The organism is Streptomyces pyxinae (assembly GCF_024756275.1).
GTDB lineage: Bacteria > Actinomycetota > Actinomycetes > Streptomycetales > Streptomycetaceae > Streptomyces > Streptomyces pyxinae.
Map to the genome: position 1 here is coordinate 1 of NZ_JANUGQ010000048.1, position 16,810 is coordinate 16,810.

Genomic DNA, 16,810 nt, shown 5'->3' on the forward strand with positions numbered 1-16,810 from the left:
CCGACCCCGGAACCCCCAAACCCGGGGCCCCCCCCCGCCCCCCCCCGGCCCAACCGCCGAGGCCCGCACCGGGCCCCGGGCCCCCACCGGCCCCCTGGCCCAACCGCCGAGGCCCCCACCGGCCCCCCGGCCCGAACACCGGGGCCCGAGCCGGGCCCCGGTGCCTCGACGCCGAGGCCCGCGCCGGGCCCGGACGGCGACGTTCGCGCCGAGCCCGGCGGACAGCCTCCCGATGCCGAGGCCCGCGCCGGGCCCGGCGGAGAGACGCACCGTCCGTACCACCACTCCCGTACGCGAAAGACCCCCATGCCTGTCACCCCCACCCCCCTCCCCACCGCCGAGACCCCCCTCCCCACCGCCGAACTGCATCTGCACATCGAGGGCACCCTGGAGCCCGAGCTCGCCTTCGCGCTCGCCGCGCGCAACGGGGTACGGCTGCCGTACGCCGACACCGAGGCGCTGCGCCGGGCGTACCGCTTCGAGGACCTCCAGTCCTTTCTGGACCTGTACTACGAGCTGATGGGCGTGCTGCACACGGTGCAGGACTTCGAGGACCTGGCCGACGCCTACCTGGCGCGCGCCGCCGCCCAGGGCGTCCGGCACGCCGAGATCTTCTTCGACCCGCAGGCCCACACCGCCCGGGGCGTCCCGATCGGCACCGTGATCGAGGGGCTCGGCCGGGCGTTGGACCGGAGCGAGGAGCGGCACGGCGTCTCCACCAGGCTGATCATGTGCTTCCTGCGGGACGAGTCGGCCGAATCGGCCCTGGCCACGCTGGAGGCGGCCACGCCGTATCTGCACCGGCTCACCGGCGTGGGACTGGACTCGGCGGAGGTCGGCCACCCGCCGGCCAAGTTCGCCGAGGTGTACGCGGCGGCCGGCGCGCTGGGGCTGCGCAAGGTCGCCCACGCCGGTGAGGAGGGCCCGCCGGCCTACATCACCGAGGCGCTGGACGTGCTGGGCGTGGAGCGGATCGACCACGGGCTGCGCGCCATGGAGGACCCGGCGCTGGTGGACCGGCTCGTCCGGGACCGGGTGCCGCTGACGCTCTGTCCCCTCTCCAATGTGCGGCTGCGCGCGGTGGCGGAGCTGGCGGACCACCCGCTGCCCGCGATGCTGGCCGCCGGGCTGCTGGTCACCGTCAACTCCGACGACCCGGCCTACTTCGGCGGTTACGCGGGCGACAACTACGACGCGGTACGGGAGGCCCTGCGCCTGGCGCCGGAGCAGCTGCGGGAGCTGGCCGCCAACTCCTTCCGGGCCGCGTTCCTGGAGGACGACGAGGAGCGCCGGACCCGGTATCTGGCCGAGGTCGCGGCGCACCGCTTCGCGTGAGGGGCGGCGGCCCGGGGCGAGGACGCGGCCCCGGGTGGCCATGACGTGCCCGGAGCCGCGGGTGACAGACGTCGGCCGGGCCGATGGCTTCCCTCTGGCCACCGACAGGCAGAAGGCCGCCCGGGCACCGGACGACGCCTGCCGTGGGGCAACTGTCGCGCGGGCCGGCCGCCCCGGGCAATCGGCATCGTTCTTGCGTCGTTACGCCGGGTGTCCGGTGCGGCGCGCGCGGCCACCCCGGCCTGCCCGGCCGAGGCCGGACGTCCACATGCGCGGATCCACCGGTACGGCCCTTCCCCCGCCGGTATGTTGGCCCGCATGGCGCCACCGGGGACGACGACGGGACTCACCACCGGCGCCGTGGCCCTCCGGCTCGGGGTCGCCCCGACCACCCTGCGCACCTGGGAGCGGCGGTACGGGCTGGGCCCCCGCGACCGGGACCCCGGCAGGCACCGCCGCTGGGGCCCCGCCGACGTGGCCGTGCTGGAACACATGTGCCGCCTCACCGCCGAGGGCGTCGCCCCCGCCGAGGCGGCCCGCGCGGCCCGTGCCGCCGCCGCCACGACCCCGCGGGCCCCGGTCCCGGCCCCGGTCCTCCTCCCCGCCCTCCCTGCCCCCGCCGCCCCGCCGCCCGGGGAGGACGCCCGCCCCGCCGACCCGGGCCGGCTCCGCCACGGGGTACGGGGCCTGGCGCGGGCGGCGGTCCGGCTGGACGCGCCCCGGGTGGAGGCGTTACTGGCCGGGGCGGTCGCCCGGTACGGCCCCGCCGACACCTGGGAGCAGCTGATGGTCCCGGCCCTCCGCGCCATCGGCCGCCGCTGGGCCGCCGCCGACGACCTGACCTCCGACCGCTACATCGAGGCCGAGCACCTGCTCTCCTGGCATGTCTCCACCGCCCTGCGCCGCGCCCCGGCCCGCCCGGTCGCGGAGGGCCGCCCGGTCCTGCTCGGCTGCGCCCCGGGCGAGCAGCACACCCTGCCGCTGGAGGCGCTGGCGGCGGCGCTGACCGCGCACGGGATGCCGCTCCGGATGTTCGGGGCCGCCGTACCGGCCGGGACCCTGGCCTCCGCGGTACGCCGGACCGGACCGCGCGCGGTGGTGCTCTGGTCCCAGACCCGGCCCACCGCGGACCGGACGGTGGCCGCCCTGGTCCGGGCCTCCGTCTGGGGCATTCGGGGCGCCCGGGTCGCCCCCACCCTGCTGATCGCCGGCCCCGGCTGGGCCCGGGTCCGCCTCCCCGAGGGCGCCCACCGTCCCGCCGGCCTGCGCGAGGCCCTCGCCCTCCTGGGCGTCCCCGCCCGCTGACCGGGCGCGCGGGGCCTTCGCCGGCCGGGTCCCGTCTCGCGACGGGAACGCGGCCCGGGCGGGCGCGGGAGCTGCACCTGAGCAAGACCGTGGGGTTCACCTACGCGGACGCGGCCCGGGCGGGCGCGGGGGCTGCTCTACGCTGTCAGAGGTTTTCGTGGCGCCGGAGAGGTTCTGCCGGTACCGCGACGGTGAGAAGGGGACGCTCGGACCATGCGGAAGGACGACGCGGCTTCCGGCGCCGGCCCGTCGGCTCCGGCGCGGGCGCGGCTGGCGGCGCTGGGCCGTACGGGCCTCTCGGCTGTGGCGGACACCGGGATGGACCGGTTCGCCCGTCTGGTGGCGAACGTGCTGGACGTGCCGGTGGCGCTGGTGGCTCTGGCCGAGGACGTGCGGCAGGTGTTCCCGGGGATGGCGGGGCTGGGCGCACCGTGGTCGGTGCGCCGCCAGACCGGCCTGGCGCACTCCCTGTGCGCGTATGTGGTGGACTCGGGCGGGCCGCTGGTGGTGACCGACGCCCGTGTCGACGAGCGCACCCGGCACGGGCCGGTGGTCGCCCAACTGGAAGTGGCCGGTTACGCGGGCATGCCGCTGACCGACGTCGAGGGCGTGGTGCTGGGTGCGCTGTGCGCGGTCGACTCCCGGCCCCGCCGGTGGACCGAGCGCGAGGTGGAGGCGCTGTCCGACCTGGCCGCCGCGTGCAGCACGGAGTTGCGGCTGCGGATCGTCTCCCGGCAGGCGGAGGAGGCCCGCGCGGAGACCGCCGCCCTGCTGGCCCGCTCCGAACTGGTCCTGCGCGCCTCGGAGGTGCTGGCCGACACGACCGGTGTGGACGAGGTGCGCCGTCAGCTCGGTGAGCTGATCACCAGCGACCTCAAGCCCGTCCATGTCGGTCTCTCCCTCGAAGAGGTCGCGGGGACCCGGCCGGCCCGCCCCGCGCGGCCCTGGGAGGCGGCTCCCGCCGAGGAGCCCTGGCCCACGGCTCGCGCGGTGCGGGAGAAGCGTCTGGTGACGGTGACCGGCGTCGACGAGGTGCGGGCGGACTACGGTGACGAAGCGGCCGCCCGCTGGGCGGAGTCGGGCTTCGGCTCGATGGTGTGCCTGCCGCTGTCCGGCACCCGGCAGGTCCTCGGCGCGCTGTCCGTCGCCTGGGACACCCCGCACGAACCCGACCTGGGTGAGCGCGCGGTCCTCGCGGCAGTCAGCGGTTACGCCGCGCAGGCGGTGGAACGTGCCCTCTTCGTCGACGAGCGCATCGACGTGGCCAGACAGCTGCAGCGGGCCATGCTCACCGAACTGCCCGTGGTCGGGGGCCTGGAGCTGGCCGCCCTGTACCGCCCGGCCGCGCAGCTCGACATGGTGGGCGGCGACTGGTACGACGCCTACGCCCTCCACCGCGCCGACGCCCCCGGAATCGTCGCCGGAGCCCCGAGCCTGGCGATGACGATCGGCGACATCACCGGCCACGACACGCACGCCGCCACCTTGATGGGACAGGCCCGCAGCATGCTCCGCCAGGCCGACCACGACCACCCCCGCGGCGGGCCCGTCACCGCCGTCACCGCTCTGGAGAACGCGAACACCGCCCTGGGCGTCAATCTCTCCGGCACCCTTGTCCACGCCCATCTCACCCCTGCCGAAGAGGGCTGGGAGTTCACCTGGACCAATGCCGGTCACCCGCCCCCGCTGCTCGCCCGCCCCGGCGGCCCCTGCCGACGTCTCGACGCCCACGACCTGCTGCTCTACCCGGGCCTGGCCGGCCGGCGCACCCAGCACAGCCTGCGGCTGCCGCCCGGCGCCACCCTCCTGCTCTACACCGACGGACTCGTCGAACGCCCCGGCAATGACATCGAGGCCGGCACCCGGCAGACCTGCGTCCTTCTCGGCGAGGGCGCCGGGGTCCCGCTGGACGAACTCCTGGCGGAGATCGCGGACGTCGTCGCCGGAGACGCGCCCGGCGACGACGTCGCCCTGCTCGCCCTGCGGGTCACCGGCCCGCCCCGGCATGCCCCGGGCCGGGCCTAGGGCAGGAGCGGAACCACCACCCGGGACTTCTCGCTCCGGCCGGCCGTCCCGGAATACTGGTGGGCTACACCCTTCGGCCATGTCCCCTTCTTCAGGAATTCCGGTCCACCGGGAATAGGAATTCTTTGCGCGGGATCACCGACTTGTTCCCCCACCGCATCACGGACCTTCTGACGCACCGCCTGCGCGTCCCACCCGCGGCGGGACGGCAACCGCCGCATGCCCCGTGGGCCCGTGCCACCGGCAGCGTCCGCCCAGGTCCAGCCGTTCTCGCGCCCCTGACTCCCGGGGAAGTCCCCGCAGGTGGGGCACCGTCCGCCGCCCCGGTTCCTCCCGCCCGGTCCGACCCGCGAACCGCGCCACGAAATCACCTACCAGAAACGATCATTCACCGCATTTGCTTTCCGAATTCTCATGCGCCTCTTCCGTCACGACTCACCCAATGGCTCCATGTGCACCAAGCAGCGGATTTTCGTTGCACACTGGACAACCATCCTTCGGGTATGGGATAGTCGTTTTAGACGGAGCTTCTTGAACAAAACTTGAACAGAAGCAGACGTTATCTCGGGGGTTATGGGTTTACGAACGTGTGTACGCCAGGGATGCTGGACGCGGTCCTGGCATTAAGGAGCACGAGTTGCCCGTTTCCAGGCGCTTGATCTCGCCCGAGGGACGTATCTGGGAAACAGACGAAATCGTGGCCCGTGTATCGGGTGCCACCGGAATCCTGGCCCGACGCGGAATCGAACCCGGCTCACGGGTGATGGTGAGCGGAGCCAATTCCCCGCAGTGGGTCGTCGATTTGCTCGCGCTCATCCATCTCGACGCCTCGGTGGTCCTGGCCGATCACCGGGCCTCCCCGGCACAGCGAGCGCAGATGCACGCTCGGGCGCGCGTGCTGCTCGACATCGGCGACGGCCCGGGCACGACCGCGGCGCCCACGGGCGGCTCCACGACGCTCACGGGCGCCATCGCGGCGCCGACGGTCGGCTCCACGACACCCCGGCCGGCATCGAGCGCGACGGTGGCCCTGCCCGATGTCGCGGCCTGGGCGCGGCGGCAGGACGCCGCGATCTCGTGGTCGTCGGGTACGACGGGCACCCCCAAGGGCATCGTCCGCTCCGGCCGCTCGATCCTGGACAATCTCGCGCTCAGCGCGGAACGCATGGAGTACCGGCCCGACGACGTCTTCCTGCCCGTCCTGCCGTACTCCCACCAGTACGGTCTGTCGCTGGTCCTCTGCTGGTGGCTGGGCGGCGGCACGCTCGTGGTCTACGGGCCGACCACCCGCCTGGACCGCGCGCTCGCGCTCGGCGTGGACCACGGCCTCACCGTCGTGGACGCGGCCCCGTCGACCTATCACAGCCTGCTCAACCTGCTCGACCGCCGTCCCGCGCTCGCGAACGCGCTGGAGATGGTGCGGGCCTGGTGCGTGGGCGGCGCGCCGCTGGGGCGCACCCTGGCGGCCCGGTTCCACGCCCGCACGGGCCGGCACCTGCTCGACGGCTACGGGGCGACCGAGGTGGGGAACATCGCGCTGGCGCCCCTCGCCGATCCGGTCGGGTGCGGCACACCGCTGCCCGGCGTGGCCGTCGAGGTCCACGACGAGCACGGCGAGCCGCTTCCCGCCGGCCGGCTCGGTGAACTCGTCGTACGCAGCGAGGGCCTGATGACCGGCCACCTGGGCGAGGACGGCGAGATCGTCCCGGTTCCGGGTCCCGTCCACCGCACCGGTGACATCGGCCTGCTGGACGACGCCGGGCGCGTCTTCCCGGTCGGGCGCAAGCACGCCGTGCACCGGGACGGCCACACCCTCTACCCCGACCACCTCGCCGAGCGGGCCGAGTCGGCCGGCGCGCAGGCCCAGGTGGTCGCCCTCCCCGACGAGCGTCTGGGCTGTCGTCTGGTGTTCGTGATCGCGGACCCGGACGCTCACGAGCCCGCGCACTGGAAACGGGAGCTGCGCACCGTGCTCGCCCGCTACGAGCAGCCCGACCACATCGTCGTGCTTCCCGCGCTGCCGCTCACCAGCACGGGAAAGCCCAACCTGGCCGCTCTGGAGAAGATCGCCATGACCTCGCTACCCGCATCGCACCACCCGACCGGCGCCACCGACCCGACCACCGCCTCCGGCTCGGTCGTCGGCGCGACTGTCAGCACGACCGACTACCGCGTCCCCTTCCCCGACCGCATCGACGCGCTGCGCGCGGTGCGCCGGTTCGTGGCCGACAACGAGAACGCGGTGGTGGACATCCTCACCGACATCTCGCCGCACCACACCGCCGTCGCGGAGATCCAATCCTTCCTCGCCACCCTGGACGGAGCGGAGGAGGAGATCCGCCGCACCCGGCCCGGCCGGGTGCCGCTGGCCGCGGTCTTCATGCCCTCCAACATTCCGCTCTATTCCTACGCGCTTCACCTGCTCGTGGCTTCCTTGTACACCGATCGAATCGCCTTTCGGCCGTCCTCTCAGATCGCCGGCCAGTTGCGACGCCTGCACGATCTCCTGGCGCCGATCCACGGCTTACCCGTAGAGCTTTTCGAGCTCAGCCAGCGCAAATTCGTGACGGGACCGGTGCGCGAGGCCGATCTCATCGTCTTCACCGGCAATTACGCCAATGCCGAGACCATCCGCGAAGGGCTGGCGGAGGACCAGCTCTTCCTCTTCTTCGGCCACGGCGTCAACCCCTTCGTGATCGCACCCGACGCCGACCTCGCACGCGCCGCGCACGACGTCACGAGGATCCGGCTCCACAATTCCGGTCAGGACTGCTTCGGCCCCGATGTCGTGTTCGCCCCGCAGGGCCGCACCGAGGAATTCCTCGGCCTGCTGTCCGCCGAACTCGTCTCGCTCCGTTTCGGGCAGAACGACGACCCGGGCGCGGGCTACGGCCCCATCTACTACGACTCGGCACTGGTGAATTGCTCGGACTATCTGGTGCGCCATGCGAGTCACATCCGGCACGGCGGGCGCATCGATCTGCCGTCCCGCAGGATCGAGCCGACCGTGCTGCTGTGGGGCTACGACGACAAGATCCCCCTCGACGAGATGTTCGCCCCGGTGTTCAACGTCGTCGCCTACCCCAGTGCGAGGCGGCTGCGGGAGCGCCTGGCAAGCCCCTTCTTCAGCGAACGCGCGCTGGGGGCGATGGTCTACGGAAACGATCCGGAGACGGTGCGGGTCCTGTCCAAGCGCCACCAGACCTGTGTCAACCACACGCTGCTCGACGCCGAGGACGGCAACCGGCCGTTCGGCGGATTCGGGATGATGGCGAACTACGTCTCCTACGGCGGCGAGCGGCACGCCGAACCCCTGCTCATGTCGCAGGCCGTGGCGCGCAATCTCCCGGCGGCCGCCCCTGTCGCGGTGGGTGGGGAGTGACCGGGGTGACCGAACGGTACGCCGACGCGTGGTCCGCGATCGTCCGCGTACTGGTGGCGAACGGGGTGGACACCTGCTTCGGACTGCCCGGCGACGATCTGGAGCTGCTCCGCGCCCTCGACACGGCCGGACTGGACCTCGTGCCCTGCCGGGACCAGCGCAACGCGATGTACATGGCGACCGGCTACGCGCTCCAGTCGGGCCGGCTCGCCGTATGCGCCCTGGGCAAGGGCCCGGCCGTGACGCACGCGGCCACCGGGCTGCTGGAGGCGCGGGAGTCCGGCGCGCCGGTCCTGGTGCTCGCCGCGGGCGCGCCCGAACAGCGCCGGGGCAGCGGCGGATTCCAGGAACTCGACCAGGTCGCCGTGGCGGCGCCCCTGGTGCGGTGGGCGCACCGGATCGGCCATCCCGACCGGGTCGTCCCCGCGACGGTGACGGCGCTGACCCGGGCCGGGGGGCCGCCGCCCGGACCGGTGTACCTGGAGGTGCCCGACGACGTCCGCACGGCGGAGGTCGTCGTCACCGGACCGCTGCCGACGCCGCCCGAACGACTGGTGCCCGACTCCGTTCCCGTGACGCCGGGGCCGGCGCTGGCGGCGATCCGCGCGAGCCGGCGCCCGGTGGTGCTGGTGGGCGGCGGAATGCGGCACCGCAACCACGACGGCGTGGTCGAGCGCTTCACCGAACGCCTCGGCGCGGCGCTCTTCACCACCGCGTCCGGCCGGGGCGCCGTGGACGAGCGCCACCCGCTGTTCTGCGGCCTGGCGGGCCTCTACGCCGCCGCCCCCGCCCGTGAGCTGTGGTCCTCCTGCGACCTGGTGGTGTCACTCGCCGGGCGACTGGAGGAGACCGCCGTCGAGGGCGGCACGCCGTGGCCCCCGGTCACGGTGGTGCAGGTCAACATCGATCCGGCCGGGCTCTCGGCCGAGTTCGCGGGCCCGCGCGTGCTCGGGGACGCCCGGCACGCCGTGCTCGGCTGGTCCCGGGCGCTGGCGGAAGTCCCCGAGGCCGGGCGGACCGGACAGACCGACCAGGCCGAGCAGGCCGAGCGAACCGGACAGGCCGACCAGGCCGAACAGGCCGGGCAGGCCGAACAGGCCGGGCAGGCCGAACAGGCCGGGCAGGCCGAGTACGCGAAGCACGCCGGGCATGCCGGTAATGCGGACGCGCCCGGCCCGACCGACGCGCCCGGTCCCACCGACGCGCCCGATGCGTGGGTGGACCGGATCGCCGCCGCCCGCAAGGCCATGACGCTCGACGCGGAGGCGGAACTGGCCCGCGCGGCGACCCTCCCCGGCATCCGCGTCCCCGAACTGCTCGCCGCGCTCGACGACACCGCCCGCGAGCCCCGTGTACTGGTCCAGGAGAACGGGCTCCAGGACATGTGGTCCTACTGCTTCCCCTTCCACACGGGCGGCGGCTCCGTCGTGCCGTCGGAGCAGACCCCGCTGGGCTTCGGCGCGGCGGCGGCCATCGGGGTCAAGCGGGCCGCCCCGGACCACGAGGTCACCGCGTTCATCGGGGACGGGGCCTTTTTCGCGGCCCGCGCGGACATCGCCGTCACCGCTCCGGCCCACGGCGGCGTGCTGTACGTGGTGCTCTGCAACGGCGGCTACGGCTGGCTGGACGCCCAGCGTGCCCGGCTCGGGCTCGACGCCGACCGCTACCCCTTCACCCGCCCTGGCGCGCCGCCGCCCGTGGTGGACGGACCGGACATCCACTACCGGGTGCTGCGGGAGAAGGCCGCGCTGACCGAGGAGATCCGCGCCGCGCGCCGGTTCTGCGCCCAGGGCGGCACGGCCGTGCTCATGGTGCCGGTCGCCCCCGACGACATCGCCCCGCCCATCCACGACGCCGAGGTGGTTCCCCAGTGACGGCGACGGTGACGGTGACGGACACGGGCGAGCGAGGCGACACCGGGCGCGACCGGGCCCGGCGCCGGGTGATGGTCACCGGATACGGGGCGGTGACACCGCTGGGCCACAGCGTCGGTGAGACCTGGGCGGCGATGCTGGCCGGGCGCAGCGGCATCGACACCGTGGAAGCGATCGACGTGACCGACCTCGGAGTCCGGATCGGCGGCCAGGTCCGGGGCTTCACTCCCGGCCGCTACATGCCCCCGATGGTCAGTCGGCGCGCCGACCCGTACGCGCAGTACGCCCTCGCCGCGGCGCTGGAGGCGTGCGAGCACGCTGGACTCGTCGTCGACGACCACCTGGCCCCCCGGGTCGCCGTGATCATCGGCAGCGGCTACGGCCCGGTGGGGTCGATCTACCGCGCCGCCAACCGGCTGCGCGACAAGGGGCCCCGGGCCATCGGTCCGTTCACCCAGGTCACGACCGCCATGGACAGCGCCGCCGGTGAGATCAGCATGCGGCTCGGCACCCAGGGGCCCAGCCGTGCCCAGAGCACGGCGTGCGCCAGCGGCGCCGACGCGGTGGGCGCGGCGATGCGCATGATCAGCCACGGCGAGGCCGACATCGTCCTCGCCGGCGGCGCCGACGCCTGCGTCACCACCGTGGACCTCGCGGGCAGCGGCAACGCCCGCGCGCTGTCCACCCGCAACGACGATCCGACGGCGGCGTGCCGGCCGTTCGACACGCACCGCGACGGGTTCGTGATGAGCGAGGGAGCCGCCGTCCTGGTGCTGGAGGCCGCCGAGGTGGCCGACCGGCGCGGGGCGACGGCCCTGGCCGAACTCACGGGCTACGGAGCGAGTTCCGACGCGCACCACTGGACGGCCCCGCACCCGGAGGGCCGGGGCGCCTGCCTCGCCGTCGAAGCGGCGCTGCGCGACGCGGGGATCACGGGGGAGGACGTGGACTACGTCAACGCGCACGGCACCGGGACGCTGCTCAACGACGCCACCGAGACGGCCGTCCTGCGCAAGGTGCTGGGCGATCGTGTCACCCGCATCCCGGTCAGCTCCACCAAGTCGATGACCGGGCACATGATCGGTGCCGCCGGAGCGGTCGAGCTGGTGGCCTCGATCCAGGTCCTGCGCACGGGCGATGTCCCGCCGACCGTCAACTGCGACGAGCCGATCGACCCGGACATCAACTTCGTGCCGCACCGGGCGCAGCACCACGAGGGGATGCGGATCGCGCTCAGCAACTCGTTCGGCTTCGGCGGCCACAACGCCGCTCTCGTGGTCCGGGCCGTATGAGGCCCCGGCAGGTGGACCACCCCCAGGAACCGACACCGACACCGACACCGACCCCGAGCCGGCCCCCGACACCGGCCCCGGCACCGAACCCGACACCGGCCCTGGCGCCGGAACCGGCCCCGGCCCCGAGCCTCACCCCCGCCACCGTCCTTCGCAGCGGTCCGCTGAACTGGGTCCAGCAGTGGCACTGGTACGAGCACACCATCCCCGCACCACGGCGGGTGAACCCGACTCCGCTCGCGGACCACTGCCACGTCCCGCCCCCGGCGACGGTCGCGGATGTCCACGCGGCGCTCGCCGCCCTCACCGCCCGCCACGAGGCGCTGCGCACCACGGTCGACCCGCTCCGCCCGGTGCAGTACGTCCACCGCGCGGACTGGGCCCCGCTGCCGATCGACCACGTCGAGGTCCCCGCCGCCGACGCCGATACCCTGGAGGCCGCCACGGCGGCGCTGGCCGCCCGGCCCATCGATCCCGAGCGCAATCCGCCCTGGCTCGCCCGGGTGCTGCTGGAGGCGGGCAGGCCGCGCGCGGTCGTGCTGGCCGCCCACCATGTCGTGATCGACGGCTGGGGACTGGCGGTCCTGCTCGACCAGCTCCACGATCACCTGCGCGGCGCCGGTCACCCGCGCGGCGACGGCGTACCGGCGAAGGCGTCCGCGCAGTCACCCGGTACGGCGCCCCCGCGCGGCGACGGCGTACCGGCGGCGGCGTCCACGTACCCACCGGGCACGGCGCACCCACCCGGAACGCCGCACCCACCCGGTACGGCGCAACCGCTCGACACGGCGCACCCACCCGGTACGGCGCATCCGCTGGACGCGGCCGCCGCCCAGCACCCGGAACGCGCCCGCGCGGCGGAACGGGAGTGGCTCACGCGGCTCGCGGCCAACCCGACCGGTGTGCTGGCCCCGTTCGGCGGGACCGCCGACGGCGAGGGGCGCCACCGCCTCCAGTACCGCTCGGTGGAGGCGTACGAGGACCTCGACCGCGTCGCCCGGCGCCACCGGGTCAGCCCGGAGACCGTCGTGCTCGCCGCGCTGGCCCACGAGGTCGCCACCCGTACCGGCGAACACCGGTTCCTCGCCTCGGTGGTGGTCTCCAACCGGGCCCGGGCCGCGCTGCGGAACAGCATCGGCGTCCTGGCCCTGACGGTCCCGGTGCAGATCGACCTCCGCCCGGGCGCGCCGTTCGGTGAGGTCGTCGCCTCGGTCGCCGCCGCCTCCGCCACGGCCTACCGGCACGGTCGGTACCGCCCCGCCGAACTGGTCGCCGCCCAGGCCCGGATGGACCGTCGCCGGGGTGTCGTGACCGTGCCCACCATCGAGTACAACTGCTACTCCTGGCCACGCGAGTTCCTGGTCCCCGCGCCCAGCACCCCACCGGACGGGGCCGCCACCTGGATCAGCAGCGCGCCCGACGAGCCCTGCGAGACGCTCTACGTCGACTTCAGCCGCGACGGGGGAGTGGTCACCCTCGATGTCACCGTCGGGGACCACCTGCTCGACGCCGGGGAGGCGGCGGCGCTGCCCGTCCGCCTGTGCGGCTTCCTGCGCGCGCTGGCCGAGGGCGCCGAGTGCCCGGTCCCGGCTCGCCCGCTCACCCCGGCCGCCCCCGGATGGTGGCGCGCCCCGCAGGGCTGGGTGCATCTGCCCACGGTCGAAGACGTGCTGCGCGGCCATCCCGGAGTGCTCGACGTGACGGTGACGCCCAGCGTGTACGCCACGGAAGCGGGTGGCGCAGGCGACGAAGAAGTCATGGGCGAGGAACCGCACCTGGTCGTACGCGCCCGCACCGCCCCCGATGTCACCCCCGAGGACGTGCACCGCCATGTCCTGGACCACCTCGGTGAGGTGCCCGGCCTCCTCGCTCCCGGCCGCTACCACCTGTCCCCGTCCGGCCCCGGAACCGACCGTCCCCCCGGCCCGGCCCGCACCCCCACCGGCGGCCCGGAAATCCCACGGATCCCGTCCCGCCCGCCCGCGACGGACGCCGAACGGGCCCTGGCCGCCGCCGTCATGGCCGTCGTCACGGCGGCCGAAGACCCCGGCGGCCCGCCGAGCGGCTCATCCGGCGGCCCCGACAGCCCCGACAGCCCCGACAGCTATGCCGCCCCCGACACCGTGGACATGAACCGCTCCCTCGCCGACCACGGAGTCACCCTGGTCGCCGTCCCCCCTCTGCTGGCGCTGCTGCACCGCTCCGGCTTCACCGGGATCGCGTCGGACGAGCTGGCCGGGACGGCCTCGCTCGGCCACCTCGCCACGGCCTTGGAGCCCGTACGACCCCGCCGCGCCCCCCGCGCCCCTCGTGACTCCCGTGCCTCTCGTGAATCCCGTGGAGGAGAAACCTCACCATGACCACGTCCCGCACCCCCGCTCCGTCCGTGGACCGCCTGGCCCCGTGGGCCTTCGAGGCCTTCGTCGAGGCGAACACCCACGACACGGCGTACCGCCCGCCGGTGGTGGACGGTCCCGTCGGGCCGACCATCATCCGCAACGGCCACGAGCTGGTGAACTTCGCCAGCATCAGCTTTCTCGATCTGGAGCGCCACGTCCCGGTCCGGCGCCTCTTCGCCGAGGGAGCGCGCGCCCACGGCCTGAGCACCAGCGGCTCCCGGATGACCCAGGGGATCTGCCGCCCGCACCAGGTGCTGGAGGAGACGATCGCCCGCCACACCGGCAAGGAGCGGGCCATCAGCTTCGCCACCGGGCTGCTGGCCAACATCGGGTTCGTGAACGCCATGAGCAGCTCCGCGCACTTCGACACCGGGATCGAGGTGCGCAACCACGACACCTTCTTCGTGGTGGACCGCGATGTCCACTGGAGCATCTGGAAGGGCCTCGAAGGACTCGGCTACGGCCGCAACGTCCACGCGTTCCGGCACAACGACGTCTCCGGCCTGGCCCGTGTCCTGGACCGCGTCCGGGCCCGGGACCGCAAGACCGTGGTGATCGCGGAGAGCATCTACTCGGCCGACGGCACCATGGGGCCGATCGTGGAGATCCTGGACGAGTGCGACCGGCACGGCGCCATCAGCATGATCGACGACGCGAACGGCTTCATGGTCTACGGGCCCGAGAACCGTCCGTACGCCCGGGAGGCGGCCGCGATCCGGGAACGAGCCGACTTCGTCATGGTGTCCCTGTCGAAGGCCATCGGTCTGGAAGGCGGCGCGATCGCCGGGCCGGCCGCGGCCATCGACGCCTTCGAACTGCTCTCCGGCACCTCGATGTTCACGGCCGCCATCCAGCCGCCCACCGCCTACGTCGCCACCCGCACGATCGAGACCCTCGCGGACAATCCGGCGATCGTGGACGACTACCTGGCGCACGCCGCCCGCCTCCGCCGGCAGATGCACGAGGCCGACACGCCGACGACGCCGACCGAGTCGTACATGCTCTCGGTGCCGATCGGGAACGACGCCGCCGCCCTCCAGATGCGGGAGTGGTTCGTCGAGGACGGCTATCTCGTCCCCGTCTTCTCCTATCCGGCCGTCTCGCGCAACCAGGCACTCCTGCGTCTGTTCCCGCACGCGGGCCACACCGAGGAGCAGCTGGACGGCTTCCTGAGCACCCTCCTCACCTACCGCCGGCGCCTCGGCGTCTGACGCCCCCCGAGGCCCGCCCTCCAAGGCCCCAAGGCGGCCTCCCAAGGCCCGCTCCACCGCGGCCCCCAGGCTCCCCAAACCCCCCAAGCCCCCCCGGCCCTCAAGTCCCCCGACCCACCAAGGAGACCCCCCGTGGTGAACGACACCGACACCCTCCACACCCTTGCCCACATCGTCGAAGAGATCGCCGGCGTCGAATCCGCCGAGGTGACCCCCGAGAAGTCCTTCATCGACGATCTCGACCTCGACTCCCTGATCATGGTGGAGATCACCCTGCAGATCGAGGACACGTTCGGGGTGAAGATCCCCGACGACCAGATCGCGGAACTGCGCACCGTCGGGAACGCGGTGAGCTACATCGACGGCCACCGGCCGTGAGCGTCCTCGACCGCTTCCGGCTCGATGGCCGCGTCGCCGTGGTCACCGGCGCCTCCTCCGGGCTCGGGGTCGCCTTCGCCACCGCGCTGGCCGAGGCCGGCGCCGATGTCGTGCTCGGGGCGCGGCGCGCCGAGAAGCTGGAGGCGGTCCGCACGGCCGTCGAGAAGCTCGGCCGCCGGGCCGTCGCCGTGCGGACCGACATCGCCAGGCCGGAGGAGTGCCGTGCCCTGGTCGACGCGGCCACGCGCGCCTTCGGGCGGCTGGACATCCTGGTCAACAACGCCGGGATCAGCGGCGAACGACCCGCGGCGGAGGAGACCCCGGAGCAGTTCCGCGAGGTCGTCGACATCAACCTCAACGGCTCCTACTGGATGGCCCAGGCCGCCGGCGCGGTGATGCCGCCCGGCGGCGCCATCGTCAACGTCTCCAGCATCCTCGCGCTGGTCACGGGCGGTCTGCCGCAGGCCGCCTACACGGCGTCCAAGGCCGGACTCCTCGGGCTCACCCGCGATCTCGCCCAGCAGTGGACCCCGGAGAAGGGCATCCGCGTCAACGCCCTCGCGCCCGGCCTCTTCGACTCCCCGATGACCGACGGCTACGCCGAGGGCTACCTCGACGCGATCATGCCCCGGGTGCTCTGCGGCCGCGTCGGACGGCCCGAAGAGCTCGCCGCGGCCCTGGTCTTCCTCGTCTCCGACGCGGCTTCCTACATCACCGGAACCACCCTCACGGTCGACGGAGGTACGCACATCGCGTAGTGACCACGGCATGACCCACCCTCGGCCGTCATCGGGCAGACTGTCCAGATCCGATCGCGACCTGGGAGTTCGCCGTGACCGCACCCGGAGGAGAGCAGTACCCCGAGCAGCCGCCGGCCGAGCCGACGGATCCACGGGAACACACCGCCGGAATCGACCCGTTGCGGCGATTGCGCGTCCCCGGGGACCCCGACTGCGACGTCTTCCTCACCGGTACGGTCTTCCTGGACATCATCTTCACCGGCCTGGACACCGCCCCCGTGCGCGGCACCGAGACCTGGGCGCGCGGCATGGGCTCCAGCCCCGGCGGCGTCGCCAACATGGCCACCGCCCTCGCCCGCCTGGGACTGCGCACCTCGCTCGCCGCCGCCTTCGGTGACGACCACTACGGCGAGTACTGCTGGGACGCCCTGTCCCGGGGCGAGGGCATCGACCTCTCCCGCTCCCGCACGGTCCCCGGCTGGCACTCGCCGGTCACCGTCTCCATGGCGTACGAGGGCGAGCGCACCATGGTCTCCCACGGCCACGAGGCCCCACCGGTCTCCGGCCCCGGAGCCCCACCGACCTCCCACGGCCCCGGAGTTACACCGACCTCCCACACCCCCGGAGCCCCACCGGCCTCTCACGATCCCGGAGACCCACTGGCCCCGCCCGACCCCGGAGCCCCGCCGGCCCAGCCCCGCCACGAGGCCCAGCCCCGCCACGAGGCCCCACCGGTCTCCCACAGTCCCGGAGCCCCACCGACCCCGCACGGCCACGAGGCCCAGCCCCGCCGCGAGGTCCCGCCCGGCCGTGAGGCCCCGCCCCCGAACGGCACCCCCACCCGCCCCCCCGCAGCACGGAAGATCCCA

11 protein-coding genes are annotated in these 16,810 nt (G+C 73.9%); all 11 read left to right on the forward strand.

Annotated elements, in window-relative coordinates; genetic code table 11:
- Positions 1–306 precede the first annotated feature (306 nt).
- Entirely contained in the window at positions 307–1,335 is a 1,029-nt protein-coding gene (locus NX801_RS30170; protein ID WP_258791152.1) for an adenosine deaminase, read from the forward strand.
- A 318-nt stretch (positions 1,336–1,653) separates the two neighbouring features.
- Entirely contained in the window at positions 1,654–2,640 is a 987-nt protein-coding gene (locus tag NX801_RS30900; protein WP_309505936.1) for a MerR family transcriptional regulator, read from the forward strand.
- 213 nt (positions 2,641–2,853) lie between these two features.
- Positions 2,854–4,665 (forward strand): SpoIIE family protein phosphatase, encoded by a 1,812-nt coding sequence (locus tag NX801_RS30185; protein ID WP_258791153.1) that lies wholly within the window; start codon positions 2,854–2,856, stop codon positions 4,663–4,665.
- A 697-nt stretch (positions 4,666–5,362) separates the two neighbouring features.
- Positions 5,363–8,047, forward strand: a complete 2,685-nt coding sequence (locus NX801_RS30190; RefSeq protein WP_258791154.1) for an aldehyde dehydrogenase family protein — start codon at positions 5,363–5,365, stop codon at positions 8,045–8,047.
- Positions 8,048–8,052: 5 nt separating this feature from the next.
- Positions 8,053–9,921: a thiamine pyrophosphate-binding protein gene (locus tag NX801_RS30195; protein WP_258791155.1), complete on the forward strand. Its 1,869-nt coding sequence runs from the start codon at positions 8,053–8,055 to the stop codon at positions 9,919–9,921.
- Complete coding sequence (fabF, locus tag NX801_RS30200) at positions 9,918–11,213, forward strand: beta-ketoacyl-ACP synthase II (RefSeq protein ID WP_258791156.1); 1,296 nt, start codon at positions 9,918–9,920, stop codon at positions 11,211–11,213. Before NX801_RS30195 ends, fabF begins: the two co-directional genes overlap by 4 nt.
- A gap of 221 nt (positions 11,214–11,434) precedes the next feature.
- Positions 11,435–13,573 carry a condensation domain-containing protein gene (locus NX801_RS30905; RefSeq protein ID WP_309505937.1) on the forward strand — a complete coding sequence of 713 codons (2,139 nt, stop codon included), beginning with the start codon at positions 11,435–11,437 and terminating at the stop codon, positions 13,571–13,573.
- Positions 13,570–14,823: an aminotransferase class I/II-fold pyridoxal phosphate-dependent enzyme gene (locus NX801_RS30210; protein WP_258791157.1), complete on the forward strand. Its 1,254-nt coding sequence runs from the start codon at positions 13,570–13,572 to the stop codon at positions 14,821–14,823. Before NX801_RS30905 ends, NX801_RS30210 begins: the two co-directional genes overlap by 4 nt.
- Before the next feature lie 132 nt (positions 14,824–14,955).
- Positions 14,956–15,201 carry an acyl carrier protein gene (locus tag NX801_RS30215; RefSeq protein ID WP_258791158.1) on the forward strand — a complete coding sequence of 82 codons (246 nt, stop codon included), beginning with the start codon at positions 14,956–14,958 and terminating at the stop codon, positions 15,199–15,201.
- Positions 15,198–15,959, forward strand: coding sequence for an SDR family NAD(P)-dependent oxidoreductase (locus NX801_RS30220; RefSeq protein ID WP_258791159.1), 762 nt, complete (start codon positions 15,198–15,200; stop codon positions 15,957–15,959). Before NX801_RS30215 ends, NX801_RS30220 begins: the two co-directional genes overlap by 4 nt.
- A gap of 152 nt (positions 15,960–16,111) precedes the next feature.
- The coding region (locus NX801_RS30225; protein WP_258791161.1) for a PfkB family carbohydrate kinase at positions 16,112–16,810 on the forward strand (699 nt) is incomplete at its 3' end.

Bases quoted from the DNA above. Each gene is read 5' to 3' on its own strand.
- NX801_RS30900 (WP_309505936.1), top strand. From the start codon at position 1,654: ATGGCGCCACCGGGGACGACGACGGGACTCACCACCGGCGCCGTGGCC.
- NX801_RS30170 (WP_258791152.1), top strand. From the start codon at position 307: ATGCCTGTCACCCCCACCCCCCTCCCCACCGCCGAGACCCCCCTCCCC.
- NX801_RS30185 (WP_258791153.1), top strand. From the start codon at position 2,854: ATGCGGAAGGACGACGCGGCTTCCGGCGCCGGCCCGTCGGCTCCGGCG.
- NX801_RS30210 (WP_258791157.1), top strand. From the start codon at position 13,570: ATGACCACGTCCCGCACCCCCGCTCCGTCCGTGGACCGCCTGGCCCCG.